Here is a 15,345-nt window from a genome sequence, read left to right as displayed (position 1 = left end):
CCTGCCAGTACCGGACACATATCTGCAATAGTCAGACACGAGATTGAAAAATTGAAGCAGGATAGAGAAATTCAGGAGTCGCCTGGCTCGGCCCGGTTCGACCGCCGGTCGCGGCGAGGTTCCAGCCGGGCCCGCGCCCGGGCCACCTTCACCGCCCGGGTCAGGGTCTCTATGTCGTACGCGCCGTAGTGCCGACGGTCGTTGATGAAGAAGGTCGGGGTGCCGGAGACCCCGCTCAGGTCGGCCGAGTCGACGTCCTTGGCCACCCGCGCGGCGTGCTCGTCCGCCATCAGGTCCGCCTGGAACTGCGCCTGGTCGAGGCCGAGTCGCCCGGCGTACCCGACCAGGTCGTCGGTGCGCAGCCGGTCCTGGTGGTCGAGCAGCAGGTCGTGCATCTCCCAGAAGGCCCCCTGGGCGGCTGCCGCCTCGGCCGCCTCCGCCGCGAGCTGCGCCTGCGGGTGCACGTCGGTCAACGGCAGGTGCCGCCAGACGTACCGCAGGTCGAGGTCGGCCAGCAGTTCGCGTACTGCCGGTTCGGCCTGGCCGCAGTACGGACACTGGAAGTCGCCGTACTCGACCACGGTGACCGAGGCGTCCGCCGGGCCCCGGACGTGGTCCCGCCGCTGGTCCACCGGCGGGACGAGGTCGACCAACTGGTCCACGTCGCCGAGCAGCGCACGGATCCGTAGCGGCTTCGGCAGCGCCGCGGTGACCCGGAAGACCACCCAGGTGAGCAGGGCGGCCACCGCCGAAGCCGCCAACACCCCGATCTTCGCCTCGGCGAGCTGGTCGTCGCCCCGGAAGGCGAGCGTGGCGATCAGCAGGGACAGGGTGAAGCCGATCCCGGAGATGGTGCCGCTGCCGAGCACACCGGCCCAGCCGACCGACGGCCGGATCCGGCCCCGGGTGAGCCGGTCCAGCAGCCAGGTGACCCCGACGACCGCGACCGGCTTGCCGACGACGTAGCCGAGGAAGACGCCGAGGGTCACCGGGGCGGTGACGGCCCGGGCCAGGAACTCGGCGTCGAGCACGATGCCGGCGTTGGCCAGGCCGAAGAGCGGGACGATCAGATAGCTCGACCACGGGTGGTAGATCCGCTGGAGCCGGTCGTTCGGCGACAGGGACCGGGCCAGACCGACGGTGGCGTTGCGGGCCAGCTCGGCGGTGGGCTGCTCCCGGAAGAGCTTGAACAGGCCACTGGCGTACTCCAGGGCGCCCCGGGCCGGCGAGTAGGCGGTCGCGGTGAGACCGATGGCGAGCCCGGCCACCACCGGCTCCACGCCGCTGGCCAGCAACGCGGCCCAGAGGGCGACGCAGAACGGGAGATAGACCAGACCCCGCCGTACGCCCAGGGCCCGCAACCCGAGCAGCACCGCGAAGAGCCCGACCGCCACGCCCAGCGGCAGCACCTCGACCCGCTCGGTGTAGACCACGGCGATGACCACCAGCGCCACCAGGTCGTCGACCACGAACACGGTGAGCAGGAAGATCCGTACCTGGTCGGGTATGCCGCGGCCGAGCAGCGCGATCAGACCCAGCGCGAGCGCGGTGTCGGTGGACATCGCCACACCCCAGCCGTGCGCGCCCGGACCCCCCAGGTTGACCAGCAGGTAGATCCCGACCGGGATCGCCATCCCGACCAGGCCGGCCACCAGCGGCAGCACGAACCGGCGCCGGTCCCGCAGGTCGCCGAGATCGAACTCCCGGCGCGCCTCCAAACCCACCACCAGGAAGAAAAGCGTCATCAGGCCGCTGTTCACCCAGGTACGCAGGTCGTAGGAGACGCCGGCACCGCCGAGCCGGACGGACAGCTCGGTGCCCCACACCGCCTCGTACGACGGTTCGTCGAGGTTCGCCCAGACCAGCGCCGCCACGACGGCCGCCACCAGCACCCCGGCGCTGCCCGACTCGGTCCGGACGAACCGGCGCAGCGGCGCGGCGATGCCCTGGGCCCAGGCCGTCCGGCCGGACATCCGGGACGCGTTCGCATCCGGATCGGTCACCGGTGTCCCCCGTCCGTCGGCTGTCCCCGCATCCGGCAACGGGAACCGGTCAGACCGGCCCGCCGGGTGCAGACCCGGTCACACCCGTCCACGCCACGCCGGGAGTCGATCCCCCGAGATTTACCACGTCCGCCCCGCCCGGTCGGCCCACTCGGCCGAACCTCCCGGCGGAATCCGCGCCTGCCGTCCGGCGTTGTCCCAGCCGAGAACGGCGGAGAGTCCGCCGACAGGAGTCGGAGGAGAGCGGTAATGAAGGTTCGCAGCTCGCTCCGGGCGTTGAAGCAGAAGCCCGGCTCGGTGGTGGTACGCCGACGCGGCCGGGTGGTGGTGGTCAACCGCGCCAACCCGCAGTGGAAGAGCCGCCAGGGCTGACCGGGCAGCGTCCACGGGAACGCTCGCCACACGTCAATCGCGTCAAGCGCGTCACCCGCGTCCGGTCCGGCCGGTCCGGTGCGTCCGGGTGGGTCGGGTCAGTGACGGGGGTGGATATATTGTGACGGTTCCATCACACTGCGCAGGTCGATGTCCGCGAGGCATGGAGGATGCGTGACCGACTGGTCGGGCGAGCGATCGCCGGGACTGTCGCACCGGGAGATGGCCCGGGTCCAGACCGTCGCCGAACTGGCCGCGCTGCTGCGACACCTGCGCCGTCGGGAGGCCCGGCTGGAGGGGGCGAGCCCGCTCACCTACCGTGAACTGGCGGCCAAGACCGGCTGGTCCCGGGGGATCCTCGGCGAGTACTTCGCCGGCCGGGTACTGCCGCCGACCGACCGGTTCGACATCCTGATCAGGTTGCTCGGGGCCACCCCCGCCGAGCAGGGCGCCCTGGCCACCGCCCGGGACCGGGTCGAGGAGCGCCGCCGACCCGCCGCCGGCCCGGCCGAGCCGGTCACCCCGGCCGTGGCGTCCCCACGCCAGCTTCCGCCGACCGTACCCGGCTTCACCGGCCGGGCCAGCCAGCTCGCCGAACTCGACCGGCTGCTGGAGGCCGACCCGGCCGCCCCGGTGGCGCTGGTCACCGCCGTCTCCGGCACGGCCGGGGTCGGCAAGACCGCGCTGGCGCTGCACTGGGCGCACCGGGTCACCGACCGGTTCGCCGACGGACAGCTCTATCTCAACCTGCGCGGCTTCGACCCGACCGGGTCGCCGGTGGCGCCGGCCGAGGCCATCCGCGCGCTACTGGACGCGCTCGGGGTGCCACCACAGCGGATCCCGGCCACCCTGGACGGGCAGGCGGCGCTCTACCGGGGCCTGCTCGCCGAACGGCACACCCTGGTGGTGCTCGACAACGCCCGGGACGCCGACCAGGTACGCCCGCTGCTGCCCGGCGGCCCCGCCTGCCGGGTGCTGGTGACCAGCCGCAACCAGCTTGCCGGGCTGGTCAGCACCGGAGGTGCCCGGCCGATCGTGCTGGACCTGCTCAGCCGGGCCGAGGCCCGACAACTGCTGGCCGCACGGATCGGCGCCGAGCGGGTGGCGGCCGAGCCGCGGGCGGTGGACGACATCGTCGACGCGTGCAGCCGGCTGCCGCTGGGGCTGGCGATCGTCGCGGCCCGGGCCGCGCTGAACCCCGGATTCGCCCTCGGCGCGCTCGCCGCCGAACTCGGCGAGGCGCGGGGTGGGCTGGCGGCGTTCACCGGCAGCGATCCGGCCTCCGACGTACGCGCGGTCTTCTCCTGGTCCTACCGGGCGCTCGGTCCGGCGACCGCCCGGCTGTTCCGGCTGCTCGCCCTGCACCCCGGGCCCAGCGTCGGGACACCGGCGGTGGCCAGCCTCGCCGGGCTGCCGCCGGGCGAGGTCCGGCCGCTGCTCGCCGAGCTGACCGACGCCAACCTGGTCGCCGAGCACGGTCCCGGCCGGTACGCCTGTCACGACCTGCTGGTCGCCTACGCCGCCGAGCTGACCGTCGCGGTCGACCCGGAGGCCGAACGCCGGGCGGCGAGCCGACGGGTACTCGACCACTACCTGCACACCGCGCACGCCGCCGACCGGCGGCTGGACCCGCACCGCGACCCGATCCCGCTGCTGGCCGCCTCGCCCGGCGTCACACCTGGACGGATCGCCGACCACGGCGCCGCGCTGGCCTGGTTCGACCTCGAACTGCCGGCGTTGCTGGCCACCGCCGAGGAGGCCGCGACCGCCCGGCTCGACCGGCAGCTGTGCCGGCTGACCCGCACCATGGCACACGCGCTCGAACGCCGGGGGCACTGGCACCGGTGGGCGGCCGTGCAGGAACTCGCGGTGGCGGCGGCCCAGCGGCTGGCCGACCCGGCGGAGGAGGCGCACGCCCGGCGGAGTCTGGGCCGGGCGCTGGTCCACCTCGGACGGATCGAACTGGCGGTGCGCCAGTTGGACACCGCGGGTGAGTTCTACCGGCTCGCCGCCGACCGGCTCGGACAGGGCCGGATCGAGTTCGACATGTGCTGGATCGCGGTCCGGCAGAACCGCTACCCCGACGCGCTCCGGCACAGCCGGTCGGCCCTCGACCTGTTCACCGCCGCCGGCAGCCGCTCCGGGCAGGGGCGGGCGCTGAACAACATCGGCTGGTGCCTGAGTTGGCTCGGGCACCACGAGGAGGGCGTCGAGTACTGCCGGCAGGCCCTCGACGTGCTGTTGGAACTCGACGACCGGTTCGGTGCCGCCGACGCCTGGGACAGCCTCGGGCATGCCCAGCACGAGCTCGGCCGGTACCGGGAGGCGGCCGAGTCGTACCAGCACTCGTACGCGCTCTGGCGGGAACTCGGGCACCGCTACCAGGAGGCGGACCTGCTGACCCGGCTCGGCGACACCCAGTCGGCGATCGGTGACCTGGACGCCGCCTCGGACACCTGGCACCGGGCGCTCGACATCCTGGACGACCTGGACCACCCGGACGCCGAGCAGGTGAAGGCCCGCCTCGACCGGGTCGGCCGGGCACCGGGGCGCTGACCCGGCTCTCTTTCCTCGTCCCCGGGCTGCCGCCGCCAGCCGTGCGGCAGCCGGCGACGGCAGTAATTTCACCAATACCCCGCCCCGGGTCGCATCGGTAGGTTCGAATCGCCCCAGGACGTGAGGAGAGGCCGTGACGGTGACTGTGCCCCAGCTCGGCGACCGCGCCGGCCCGGCACCGGCGACCACGCGGTCCGTCGGCCCGGCGACCACGCGGTACACAATCGACAGCCTGGCCCGGTTGGTCGGGATGTCACCGCGCAACATCCGGGCGCACCAGGCCCGCGGTCTGCTCGCGCCGCCCACCCGGTCCGGCCGGACCGCCTACTACGGCCCCGGGCACGTACGCCGGCTGGAGAGCATCAAGTCGCTGCAACGGCAGGGCTTCAACCTGGTCGCCATCGAGGCGATGCTCGGGGTACGCCATCCGGCGGCGCCGGCCGCCGAACCGCTGACCGCCGCGCTGAACCGGCTGGCGGCCGAACACCCCGCCCTGCTGCACAGCCTCGCCCGGCACGGCGTACTGACCCGCGCCGAGGACGGCTCGGTCACCGCCATCCGCCCCCGGGCGGTGCAACCGGCGCTCGACCTGCACCAGGCCGGGGTGCCGGTGCTGGCCGCGCTGCGGCTGCTCGGCGAGCTGCTCGACCGGCTCCGCCCGGTCACCGACGAACTGGTGCCGGCCGCCGGCAGCCGGCTGTCACAGCTGCGCCGCACTTCCGTGACGTCCTGGCAGCAGCCCGACCACGAGACGGCGGCGCTGGCCCAGAGCCTGGCCCGGCTGCTCAGCGAGGCGTTCCGGGTGGTGGCGGAGAACTCCTGCACCGCCACCGGAGCCGACACCGCCACCGGAGCCGACACCGCCAGCACCAACGGAGCCGTCAACGCCGTTCCCACCGGAGCCGACACCGCCAGCTCCGACGGAGCCGGGCGCGACCGCTGACCGTCCGGCGTCGGCGCTCGGTAGGACCACTCAGCCGGTGGCGTTCCGGCCGGCGTAGCGGCCCGGGGTGGTGCCGAGGTGCCGGACGAAGTGCCGGTGCAGGTGTGCCTGGTCGTGGAAGCCCACCGCCACCGCCACGCTGGCCGGTCGCTGGCCCGCCAGCAGCAACCGGCGGGCCCGGTCGAGGCGCCGGCCGGTCAGGTAGGCGTGCGGCGGCAGCCCGTAGCTGCGGGTGAAGCACCGGATCAGGTGGCTGGGATGGGCGTCCAGGATCGCCGCCGCCTCCCGCAGCGAGATCCCGACCGAAATCCTGGCATCCAGCAGCTCTCGCAGCCGGGCGGCCAGCCGGTCCGACCGGCTGCTCCGGGTGCCGGCCCGGAGCGCGTCGAGGTGCCCGTGCAGCCGGTCCCGGATCAGGGCGAGCCGGGACTCGGCCTCGAACGTGTCGCCGGGATGCGCCAGCGCGGTGTGCAACTGGTGGATCCGGTGCCGCAGCAGGTCGTCGTGCAGGACCGGGCCGTCCACCGCGCTGCCGACCAGCCGCTCCGGAAGTACTGTCGTGTCGAGATAGAGCACCCGCTTGCGGAAGCCGGCCGGGGTGGCGCTGCGGCCGTCGTGGGTGACGCCGGGCGGCAGCAGTACGGTGCTGCCGGCCAGCACCCCGTGCTGGTGCCGGTCGAGGGCGAAGTCGACCGCCCCGCCGTCGAGGATCATCAGATCCCAGGTGTCGTGGGTGTGCGCCGGATAGGCGTGCTCGGCGAAGCGCGCATGGAAGACCTCGGCGATTCCCGGCACCCTCGGTCGCCAGGCGTTGATCGTCGTACCGGCCCGCTGCGCTGCCATGTCAGGAACGTACAAGACAGCTACGGAGCGCCGAGGGATGCTGGCGGCCGGGGCGGCGGTGAGCGTGCCCCGACCCGAATCGTCGAAGGGCGTACGCGTGGCCGAGTTTCCCGTACCTGTCAACCTCGCCGAACGGCTCGGCCGGTTCACCGAACTCTGGGCGCAGAAGAAGGTGGCCGACCTCAACGACTACGAGATCAAGATAGCCAAGCTGAAGGGCGAGTTCGTCTGGCACCGCCATCCGGAGACCGACGAGTTCTTCCTGGTGATCAGCGGACGACTGACCATCAGGATGCGCGACGGGGACGTGGTCCTCGGTCCCGGTGAGCTGTTCGTGGTGCCCCGCGACGTCGAGCACTGCCCGGTGGCGGACGAGGAGACCGCGATCCTGCTCGTCGAACCGGCCGGGACGCTCAACACCGGTACGGCCGGCGGGCCGCTGACCCGGGCCGCCGAGGCGCTGGCCGATCCGGTCAACCCCGGGCCAGCAGACTGACCAGGGCGGTCCGGGAGGTCACCCCGAGCTTTCGGTAGATCCGCATCAGGTGCGCGTCGACGGTACGCGGGCTGATCTGGAGCTGCCGGGCGATCACCCGGGAGGTGGCGCCGGTGACCGTCAGCTCGGCGACCTCGCGTTCCCGCGCGGTGAGCAGCGTCAACGGGTGGGCCGGATCCGGCGCCGCATCGGCTCCGCCGGCTGTCCCGCCCGGCCGGGACAGCCGGGCGGCCAAACGGCGCTGCGCCCGGTCCGCCTGCCCGGCCAGCCAGCGGGCGCCGCTGGCCGCGAAGAGCTGCTTGGCCCGGCCGAGCTGTTCCCGGGCCGACTGCGGATCCCCGGTCGCCGCCAGCGCCTCGGCGAGCACCATCCGGGCCTGTCCCTCGGCCACCGGCATACCGGCCGCGCCGAGCTGTTCGACGGCCGGTGTCACCCGCGCGACGGCGTCGCCCGGGGCGCCGTGCGCCAGGGCCAGCGCCGCACCGGCCGTGCCGACCAGGCCGAGCCGGCCGGGCAGGTCACCGGCGGCACCGGCGGCCCGGGCAAGCCACCGCCGGGCCGGTGCCGGTATCCCGGCCGACCCACCACCCGCCGCCCCGCCAACTGCCGGACCGCCTACCAGCCCGCCAACTGCCGGACCGCCTCCCAGTCCGCCAGCTGCCGGACCGTCACCGGCCGGTGCACCGCCGGTCGGCCAGCCGGCTACCGGCCCACCGCCGGTCGCTCCGGGCCGATCGGGCGTGGCGGCGGCGAGCGCCCGGACCAGGAGGACGTTCGCCTCGGCCGGACCGAGGCAGCGGTACGTCTCCGCGTCGGCCAGCAGCTCCGGGCAGCCCGTGTGGTCGCCGACCGCCGCGCCGGCCTCGGCCAGGTGCATCCGGGCCACCGCCCGGTACAGAGTGGAGCGGGCGGCGGCGCCGCCGCGCAGCCGGTCCAGGACCGGGCGTACGGCGTCCGGGCCGGCGAGCCAGAGCAGCGGCCGGAGCCGGACGGCGGCTGCCAGCGTCGCCGCCTCGGTCCCGCCCTGCCACCTGGCGATCTCCTCGGCCTCCTCGGCGTCGCGCAGCGCGTCGTCGACCCGGCCCACCGTGCCGTAGAGCACCGAGCGGGCCGCGTAGAGCAGCGGATGTACGTGGATACGGCCGTACCGCAGCCCGACCTCGATGCCCCGCTCCACGTGCGCCAGCCCGTCGGTGACCCGGTCCAGCATCGTCTCGATCCAGGCGAGCAGGGCGATCGCGCCCAGCTCGTCCCGGAGCGCGACGTCGCCGAGCGCGTCGATCAGCCGGGCGGCGTAGGAGACCCGCAGCCGGGCGGTGGGCAGCGGTTCCCGGGCGACCGCGCAGGCGGCCAGTACCGTGCTCGCGGCCGCCTCGATTCCCTGGTGGCCGTCCTGCCGGGCCCGGTCCATGGTCCGGCGGGCGTGCCGGGAGCCGGTCCGCCACCGGCCGGCCAGCATCTCGGTGACCGCGAGTTCCAGCCGCAGCATCGCCTGCGGCGTACCGGTGGTGCCGAGCCGGTCCAGCTCGGTGCTGAGCAGCGCGTTGGCGACGTCGAGCCGGCCGGCCAGCCGTTCCAGCACGGCGAGCTGTTCGACCGCCGCGTGCCGGTGCGGGCCGGCGACCGCGACGAGATCGTGCAGTACGGTCCGTGCCTCGTCGAACTGGCCGGTCACCCCGAGCGCCTTGGCGAAGAGCAGCCGCAGCTCGGCCCGGCGGTCCGCCCGGTCGGGGCCGTCCGGCAGCGCGGCGAGGGCGACCCGCAGCCAGCCGGCGCTGGTGCTCGGCGCCGTACCCATCGTGGTCGTCGCGGCCGTGGCGAGCACCTCGGCGGCGGCCTCGTCCCCGGGCTGGATCGCCTTGCCGAGGTGGTGGGCCCGAAGCGTCAGCGGGGCGCCGGCGCGTTCCAGGTGGGCCGCGGCCCGGCGGTGGGCGGCCAGCCGCCAGGCCGGACCGGCCAGCCAGTACGCGACCGCCCGCACCAGCGAGTGCCGGAAGTCCAGCTCCGCACCGACCTGGCGGAGCAGGTCGCGCGCGACCAGCGCGTCCAGGGCGGTGGTGGTGCGCTGCGGGTCGAGCCCGGCCGCCGCGGCGACGGTGCCGATGTCGAGCCCGGGTCCGACCACCGCGGTGGCCTGGAGCACCAGCCGTTCGGTCGGGCCCAGGCCCCGGACCTCGGCCGCCATCGCGCCGTGCAGCGCGTCGGTCACCGGCTCGTCCGGGAAGTCGCCACGGCGCAGCGCGCCGAGGACCTGCGTCGACGTGCCGGCGAGCAGTTCCAGGTAGAGCGGGTTGCCGCCGCTCACCTGGTGCAGCAGCCGGCGTCGGGACGCCGGCTCGGCCGGCAGCAGCCGGTCCAGGTCGGCGCCGGTCAGCGGGGCGAGCCGGAGCCGGTCGGGCAGCGGCGCCAGGTGGGCGAGTTCCTCGGCCAGTCTCGGCGGGCACTGCTCCGACCGGAACGCCAGCACCACAGTCATCCGGGCGTCCGGCGGATGCCGCAGCAGATAGCCGAGGAACTCGACGGAGGCGTCGTCGGCCCACTGCACGTCGTCGCAGACCAGCAACGCTCCGCCGGGACGGGCGGCGGCGGTGACCAGGCCGCGCAAGCGCCGGTGCCGCCGGTGCCGCTCGACCGCCGCGGTGGCCGGCCCCGGTGCGCCGGGGTCGGCCACCGGGAGGCTGTCCAGCAGCGCGTGCAGGTCGGCCCGATGGTCGGGTACGCCGGCCAGCGCGTCCAGCAGCACGCCGTACGGTAACGAGCGCTCGAACTCGGTGGCCCGGCCGAGCAGCACGGTACGTCCCCGCTCGCCGGCCAGCTCGGCGAACTCGGCGACGAGCCGGCTCTTGCCGATCCCCGGTTCACCGTCCAGCACGAGGAAGCGGGGTCGCGACCGGTCGGAGTCGAGCAGCGCCGCCATCCGGGCCAGCTCGGCGTCGCGCCCGACCAGGACGGCGGCACCGGCGTGCGGCTGCCCGGAACGCGCTACGGCCGTCGGCTCCGACGGCGATCTGACCGGCACCCGGGGACCTCCAGGACGTGCGTTGATCCTGGTCCGAGGTAACCGCGTAGACCGTCGTCCCGGCCAGAGTAGATCGGGCCGAACTGTGGGCGGTAATCAGTCCATTGACACCACGGAATCAGTCCATTGACACCACGGGGCCGGGAGCATATGGCCGGCACGCACCGCGCCAGGGCCGACGCGGGAGGCGTTCTCGCAGGTGGCAACGGTCGGGCGGGCGGGCCGACGGGATCGGCCGGCACGTTCACGGGCCGCTTTCCGGCGCCCGGCAGGGCGGGCGGAATCGCGGATGGTGCCGGCTCCGGTGCCCGGAATCCGGTGCCTCCGTCCCGCGCTACGGGACGCGTCGGTCCCGCGGGTAGGACCGTCAGCGGCGGAACCTGGCTACGGCGCTTCGGGCCAGGCGCATGCCGGCCATCCCCGGCAGCGCCCTGCTGGCGATCCTCCGCACGCCCCCGCCGGTCATGTCGGGCATCCGCCTGCCGATCAACTGGCGCACGCCCCTGCCGGCCATGCCACCGCCGCTCATCCCGCGCATGCCCCTGCCGGCCATCCCGCGCATGCCCTTGCCGGCCATGCCGCGGACGTTCCTGGTCTGCCGGCTGATCCCGTTCACCCGGCGCAACATGCCCTGCACCACCTGGCCGGGTTTCTGCTGCTCACCGGCGAGCGCGGTGACCACGATCAGCCCGCCGGTCAGGGCCGGGATGACCCACTGCAACACCCGCAACTGCCGCTGCCGGGCCGCGACACCGGCGGGTGTGCCGTTCTGCGGGGCCGTCGTCGCCGCGACCGGCGCCTCGCTGCTCTTCTCCAACTGCATGCCGAGCATCCGGCTGTAGCCGGTTGCCGCCAGCGCCGCCACCGTCAGCCCGGTCTTGACGGCGCTCATCCGACCCACCCCGGCCTGCACGAGCATTCGTGGACTCTCGGTGATCAGTTCACCGGCGGCGCCGGCCACGTGGGTGCCGATCGCCGCCGCGTTCACCGGTGTCCATCTGGCCCAGCCGGCCGAGGCGACCCCCAGCCGCTGACGCGAGTCGCTCACCTTCGCCGCCGCGCCGTTGACCCCGATCGCCCCCATCAGAGAGCCACCGAACCAGGCAGCGAGGCCGAGATCGTGCATCGAGCGCAGTACCGTATGCCGCTCCGACATCTGCCAACCTCCGTACTAGGAGATCCGCGGGTACCCGTACCGGAGGCTTCCAATCCCGTCGCCGGCCACCGAACCAAGGGTCGGGGGTCCGTTCAGTCCAGCACGATGTCGTCGTCGGGTACGCCCAGGTCCTGCACCCGGTAGTCGATGCTGTGCAGCGGCAGGTTCCGGACGAAGAAGACCCGCGACGGCAGCCCGCTCGACTGCCGGGCACCCTGGGTGATCCCGGTACCGGTGAAGCAGAGCCAGCTGATCCCCAGCACCTCCCGGATGAAGTAGTCCGGACCCCACGGGGTGTACCGGCGCTCCCGGGTGGTGCAGCTCGAATACCACGCCTGCTGGTCGTCGGAGTAGTAGTTCCGGGGCGGGCGGCCGAGCAGGGTGCGTTCCTCGTCGGTCGCCTCGAAGCAACCGGCCCGGGTCGGATCGGAGAGGATCCGGAACGCCGCCTTCCAGGTGGCCGGCAGCAGGTCCATCTTGCGGCGGTTCAGCTCGCCGAGCTCGAAGGTGAGGGCCAGCCAGGGCCCGTTGGAGTTGTCGACCTGCTCGAACGCGTCCCCGATCCAGAGGTTGCCGAGGATCTGCCGCAGCGTGCGGTGCCGCTGCTCGTCGTGGTCGCCGACGAAGACGTACCTGCGGGTGGCGAGGCCGAGTTGCCCGGCCGGGTCGAAGCTGTCCCGGGGTACCAGCCGGACGGCCCGCTCGACCACCGTCCGCTCCTCGTACCGGCGCAGCAGTTCCGCCGGCGGCAGCGCGAGGCGGTGCCGGAGGGTCTGCCCGAGCCGCTGCGCGACCTGCGGCAGACCGCCGGCGGCGGTGACCGGGACGGCCTGTTTGAGCCGCAGGCCGTACGGCAGTCCGGCGGCACCCGGCGCGCCGTCCAGCAGGATCGGCACGACCCGGTGCGCGGCGTCCTCGCGGCGGGACAACTCGACGGCCTGGGCGATCTCCTCCCGCTGGTAGTAGGCGCGGTCGGTGCGACCGGAGATCAGCACCAGGGTTATCGCCGCCCCTCGCTGCGCGGCGGGCAGCCGGTCGTCCCAGTCGTCGCCGGGCCGCAGGCTGCGGTGGTCGAGGAAGACCCGGAAGGCGGGACTGAGCAGGTCGTACAGCTCCTCGGCGGCGGTCCGGTCCGCGGCGGCGTACGCGATGAAGAAGTCCCAACGGTCCTCTCGGGTCATGCCCCTGCTCCCTCTCCTCGGCCCCCACTGCCGAACGGGATCGCATCGACGCCCCATCCAAGCAGTCCACCGGGCGCCGCGTCGATGCGAACCACTGGCACGACCGTCGCCGATTCACTGCCCGACCAGTCGACCGGACGCCGCTTGTCGGACGTACCACCTCATTCGTCACCGCGTGCGTCGCAGCGACGGAACCTGGTCCGGGCCGACCACCGACGGGTCGTCGACCTCGAGGCGTCACGCCTGTGCGGCGCGGGTGACGGGGTAGCCTGCTGACCGGGGGCGCGAGTGTCGCGCCGCTGTGCCACACTCCGAGGCTGCGCCACCGGACAGCCAGTCCCCGGCCGTGACCAGGCCGGACACCCCCAGAGAATAAGGAACTCCGCCCATGCAGCTCGATGTTCTCCAGTCCCAGCGCCAGTTCCACATCCGGCAGCGGATCCGGATGATGGTCAACCAGTACGAGGTGCACGCGGTCAACCCGGACGGCTCCGAGGGGGAACTGCTGGCCTTCGCCCAGCAGAAGCGGATGGCCTTCAAGGAGCAGGTGACGCTCTACACGGACGACACCAAGCAGCGGCCGGTGCTGGGCTTCAAGGCCCGTCAGGTGATGGACCTCGGCGCGACGTACGACGTCACCGACGCGGCGGGCGCTCCGATCGGGCTGTTCCGCAAGGACTTCAAGGCGTCGCTGCTCCGCTCGACCTGGCACGTCGAGCAGCCGGGCCTCGGACAGGCCACCGGCCAGGAGCGCAGCCTGCCGGTCGCGCTGCTGCGCCGGTTCGTCGACTCGCTGTCCTGGCTGCCGTACCACTTCGACTTCACCATCGGCGACCAGCTCGCGTTCTCGGTCATCAAGAAGTGGGGTCTGCGCGACCGGTACGTGGTCGACATCCACCTGCCGCAGCTCGACCGCCGACTGGTGATCGCGATGGCGGTCGGTCTGGACGCCCTGCAGAGCCGCTGAGCCGACGTCGCCGACCGGGGGACCTGCCGGTGGGACCCGGCGCGGACGCACCGGCCCCACCGGCACCGGAGCACCACGGATGATCCGGTACGCCCGACGTGTGCGGGTGCGTGCGGGTCTGTGCTCCGCCGTCGCCGCTCGGCCTGCCGGTGTTCCGTCGCTCCCTGTCGGGAACCCGGACCTCGGGCCCGGATCGCGGCAAACGCCGACCAGGACCGCTGGACGGCCCCGTCAGCCCTGGTCAACGAGGTTGTCCGGGTCGGTGCGCCGGACGGCACCCGATCGATCCGGTGGGGCGCGAGCACCGGTCCGGCTGGCGCGGCCCCGGGTCGAGAGGGCAGCATGGCGGGCGTGTCCCAGCCTCCACAACTCACCGCCGTGCAAGCCCGCGCCCGCGCGCTCCGCGACGGGGGTGACGACCCGGGCGCCCGGCGGCTGCTAGCCCAGGCGCTCGAGGCGGCCCGACCCGCGTACGGCAAGGACCATCCGGAGGTGCTCGGCACCGTGCAGGTGCTGGCCCGGTGGCAGCGGGAGGCCGACGACCCGGCGGCGGCCCGGCGGCTGCTCGAAGAGGCGATTCTGGACGGCCAGCGCCGGTGGGGCGACGCCGACCCGCTGATGCTGGCGCTCAGCTTCGAACTCGGTGCCGTCGCCGAGGAGCTGGGCAACCGGCACGAGGCACGCCGCAACTTCGGTCGGGTCGCCTCGCTCGGGCCCGGGGTGCTCGGCGACGACCACTGGCAGGTCCGGGCGGCCCGCGACTACCTCGGCGAGGCGCCCGGCGGCCCGGCGGAACCAGCCGGGCAACTGTCGGCACCACCGGCACAGCTCTCCGCGCCGCCCGCACAGTTCTCCGCGCCACCGGCACAGCTCTCCGCGCCACCGGCACAACCGTCCGCGCCGCCGTTCGCACCGCCGCAGTCGGCGCCACCGGCCATGCCACCCCAGTCCGCTCCACCGGCCATGCCACCGCAGTCGGCGCCACCGGTCGGCAATGGAATGTTCCCGTCGGCCGGCACCTCGGCGGCGTACGCACCGGCCGTCGAGGTGCCGGGCCGGCCGGCCGAGCCGCCCCCCTCCGCGTACGCCCCGGGCGCCGAGCGGACGTCGTCGACGTACCCGCCGTACTCCGCGCAGTCGGGCGGCCAGGTCGAGCCGTACCCGGTGGTCATGCCGACCCCGACGCCCGCGGCACCGGCAGCGGCACCTGTCGCGGAACCGAACCGGGGTCGTGGTTCGACGGTCGCCGCCGCGATCGCCGCGGCGGCCGCGGTGGTCGCCGCGATCGTGGTGGTGGTCGCGGTCGTGCTGGACAAGAGCGGGTCGCCGGAGCAGGGCCCGACCGACGAGCGTGCCGAGCCGGTGGTCGCGGGCGAGCCGCCGACCGACGTGAAGTTGCGCGACGAGGGCACCGCCATCACCATCTCGTGGACCGATCCGAGCGGCGGGACGGTGCCGTTCGTCGTCGCGGGCGCCCGGGCCGGCCAGCAGACCAAGCCGATGATGACGCTCAGTCCCGGCGAGACCACCTACAAGGTGAACGCCGTCAACCCCAAGCTCGATTACTGCTTCTCCGTACTCGCCGTCTATTCGACAAACGAATTCGCCCCGTCGGATCTTGCCTGCACCAAGCGGGACGCTGCCGGACCGACGCCGGGCTGATCACGATTCGACAACCGTTCCGATCCCGCCCACCTGCCTCGGCCTACCGCACCGACCTGCGGAGACGGTGGCGACCGGCGGTAGTTGTCCACAATTCGCGCCGCGTCCGTCCACAACGGCACGTTCCGGGTACCCACCGGCAAAGCA

The 15,345-nt window shown here is 73.8% G+C and carries 11 protein-coding genes; 6 read left to right on the top strand and 5 right to left on the bottom strand.

Annotated elements, in window-relative coordinates:
- Positions 1-71: 71 nt before the first annotated feature.
- Positions 72-2,003 carry a Na+/H+ antiporter NhaA gene (gene nhaA, locus ACN28A_RS27915; protein ID WP_421399900.1) on the bottom strand — a complete coding sequence of 644 codons (1,932 nt, stop codon included), beginning with the start codon at positions 2,001-2,003 and terminating at the stop codon, positions 72-74.
- A gap of 249 nt (positions 2,004-2,252) precedes the next feature.
- Between nhaA and ACN28A_RS27910 the strand changes: the two genes are divergently transcribed.
- From ACN28A_RS27910 to ACN28A_RS27900, 3 genes are all read left to right on the top strand, one after another.
- The gene (locus tag ACN28A_RS27910; protein ID WP_030490864.1) at positions 2,253-2,375 is read left to right on the top strand and encodes a 50S ribosomal protein L36; all 123 of its coding nucleotides are present in this window, start codon (positions 2,253-2,255) and stop codon (positions 2,373-2,375) included.
- Positions 2,376-2,549: 174 nt separating this feature from the next.
- Positions 2,550-4,931: an ATP-binding protein gene (locus ACN28A_RS27905; protein ID WP_421399895.1), complete on the top strand. Its 2,382-nt coding sequence runs from the start codon at positions 2,550-2,552 to the stop codon at positions 4,929-4,931.
- Between the two features lie 133 nt (positions 4,932-5,064).
- Entirely contained in the window at positions 5,065-5,874 is an 810-nt protein-coding gene (locus tag ACN28A_RS27900; protein WP_421399892.1) for a MerR family transcriptional regulator, read from the top strand.
- A 30-nt stretch (positions 5,875-5,904) separates the two neighbouring features.
- Here ACN28A_RS27900 and ACN28A_RS27895 read toward each other — a convergent pair whose 3' ends face one another.
- On the bottom strand, positions 5,905-6,717 hold the full coding sequence (locus ACN28A_RS27895; RefSeq protein WP_421399890.1) for an AraC family transcriptional regulator: 813 nt from the start codon (positions 6,715-6,717) through the stop codon (positions 5,905-5,907).
- Between the two features lie 37 nt (positions 6,718-6,754).
- Here ACN28A_RS27895 and ACN28A_RS27890 point away from each other — a divergent pair, with 37 nt between their 5' ends.
- Entirely contained in the window at positions 6,755-7,213 is a 459-nt protein-coding gene (locus ACN28A_RS27890) for a cupin domain-containing protein (protein WP_421399888.1), read from the top strand.
- Here ACN28A_RS27890 and ACN28A_RS27885 read toward each other — a convergent pair.
- The 3 genes from ACN28A_RS27885 to ACN28A_RS27875 form a co-directional block, all read right to left on the bottom strand.
- Positions 7,191-10,232 (bottom strand): helix-turn-helix transcriptional regulator, encoded by a 3,042-nt coding sequence (locus ACN28A_RS27885; RefSeq protein WP_421399885.1) that lies wholly within the window; start codon positions 10,230-10,232, stop codon positions 7,191-7,193. The genes ACN28A_RS27890 and ACN28A_RS27885 overlap by 23 nt on opposite strands.
- Positions 10,233-10,599: 367 nt before the next feature.
- Positions 10,600-11,388, bottom strand: a complete 789-nt coding sequence (locus ACN28A_RS27880) for a hypothetical protein (protein ID WP_421399882.1) — start codon at positions 11,386-11,388, stop codon at positions 10,600-10,602.
- Positions 11,389-11,480: 92 nt separating this feature from the next.
- Complete coding sequence (locus ACN28A_RS27875) at positions 11,481-12,569, bottom strand: toll/interleukin-1 receptor domain-containing protein (protein ID WP_421399880.1); 1,089 nt, start codon at positions 12,567-12,569, stop codon at positions 11,481-11,483.
- Positions 12,570-12,957: 388 nt separating this feature from the next.
- Here ACN28A_RS27875 and ACN28A_RS27870 point away from each other — a divergent pair, with 388 nt between their 5' ends.
- Positions 12,958-13,536, top strand: coding sequence for a hypothetical protein (locus tag ACN28A_RS27870; RefSeq protein WP_421399877.1), 579 nt, complete (start codon positions 12,958-12,960; stop codon positions 13,534-13,536).
- A gap of 351 nt (positions 13,537-13,887) precedes the next feature.
- Entirely contained in the window at positions 13,888-15,198 is a 1,311-nt protein-coding gene (locus ACN28A_RS27865) for a tetratricopeptide repeat protein (RefSeq protein WP_421399874.1), read from the top strand.
- The last annotated feature ends 147 nt before the right edge of the window (positions 15,199-15,345 follow it).

Source organism: Plantactinospora sp. WMMB782 (assembly GCF_049179135.1).
Classification (GTDB): Bacteria; Actinomycetota; Actinomycetes; order Mycobacteriales; family Micromonosporaceae; genus Plantactinospora.
Note: the sequence above shows the minus strand (reverse complement) of the source record. Positions and strands in the feature narration are given on the sequence as shown.

Coding starts and splice junctions, on each gene's coding strand:
- ACN28A_RS27880 (WP_421399882.1), bottom strand. CDS start 11,388: ATGTCGGAGCGGCATACGGTACTGCGCTCGATGCACGATCTCGGCCTC.
- ACN28A_RS27895 (WP_421399890.1), bottom strand. CDS start 6,717: ATGGCAGCGCAGCGGGCCGGTACGACGATCAACGCCTGGCGACCGAGG.
- ACN28A_RS27910 (WP_030490864.1), top strand. CDS start 2,253: ATGAAGGTTCGCAGCTCGCTCCGGGCGTTGAAGCAGAAGCCCGGCTCG.
- ACN28A_RS27890 (WP_421399888.1), top strand. CDS start 6,755: ATGCTGGCGGCCGGGGCGGCGGTGAGCGTGCCCCGACCCGAATCGTCG.
- ACN28A_RS27870 (WP_421399877.1), top strand. CDS start 12,958: ATGCAGCTCGATGTTCTCCAGTCCCAGCGCCAGTTCCACATCCGGCAG.
- ACN28A_RS27875 (WP_421399880.1), bottom strand. CDS start 12,569: ATGACCCGAGAGGACCGTTGGGACTTCTTCATCGCGTACGCCGCCGCG.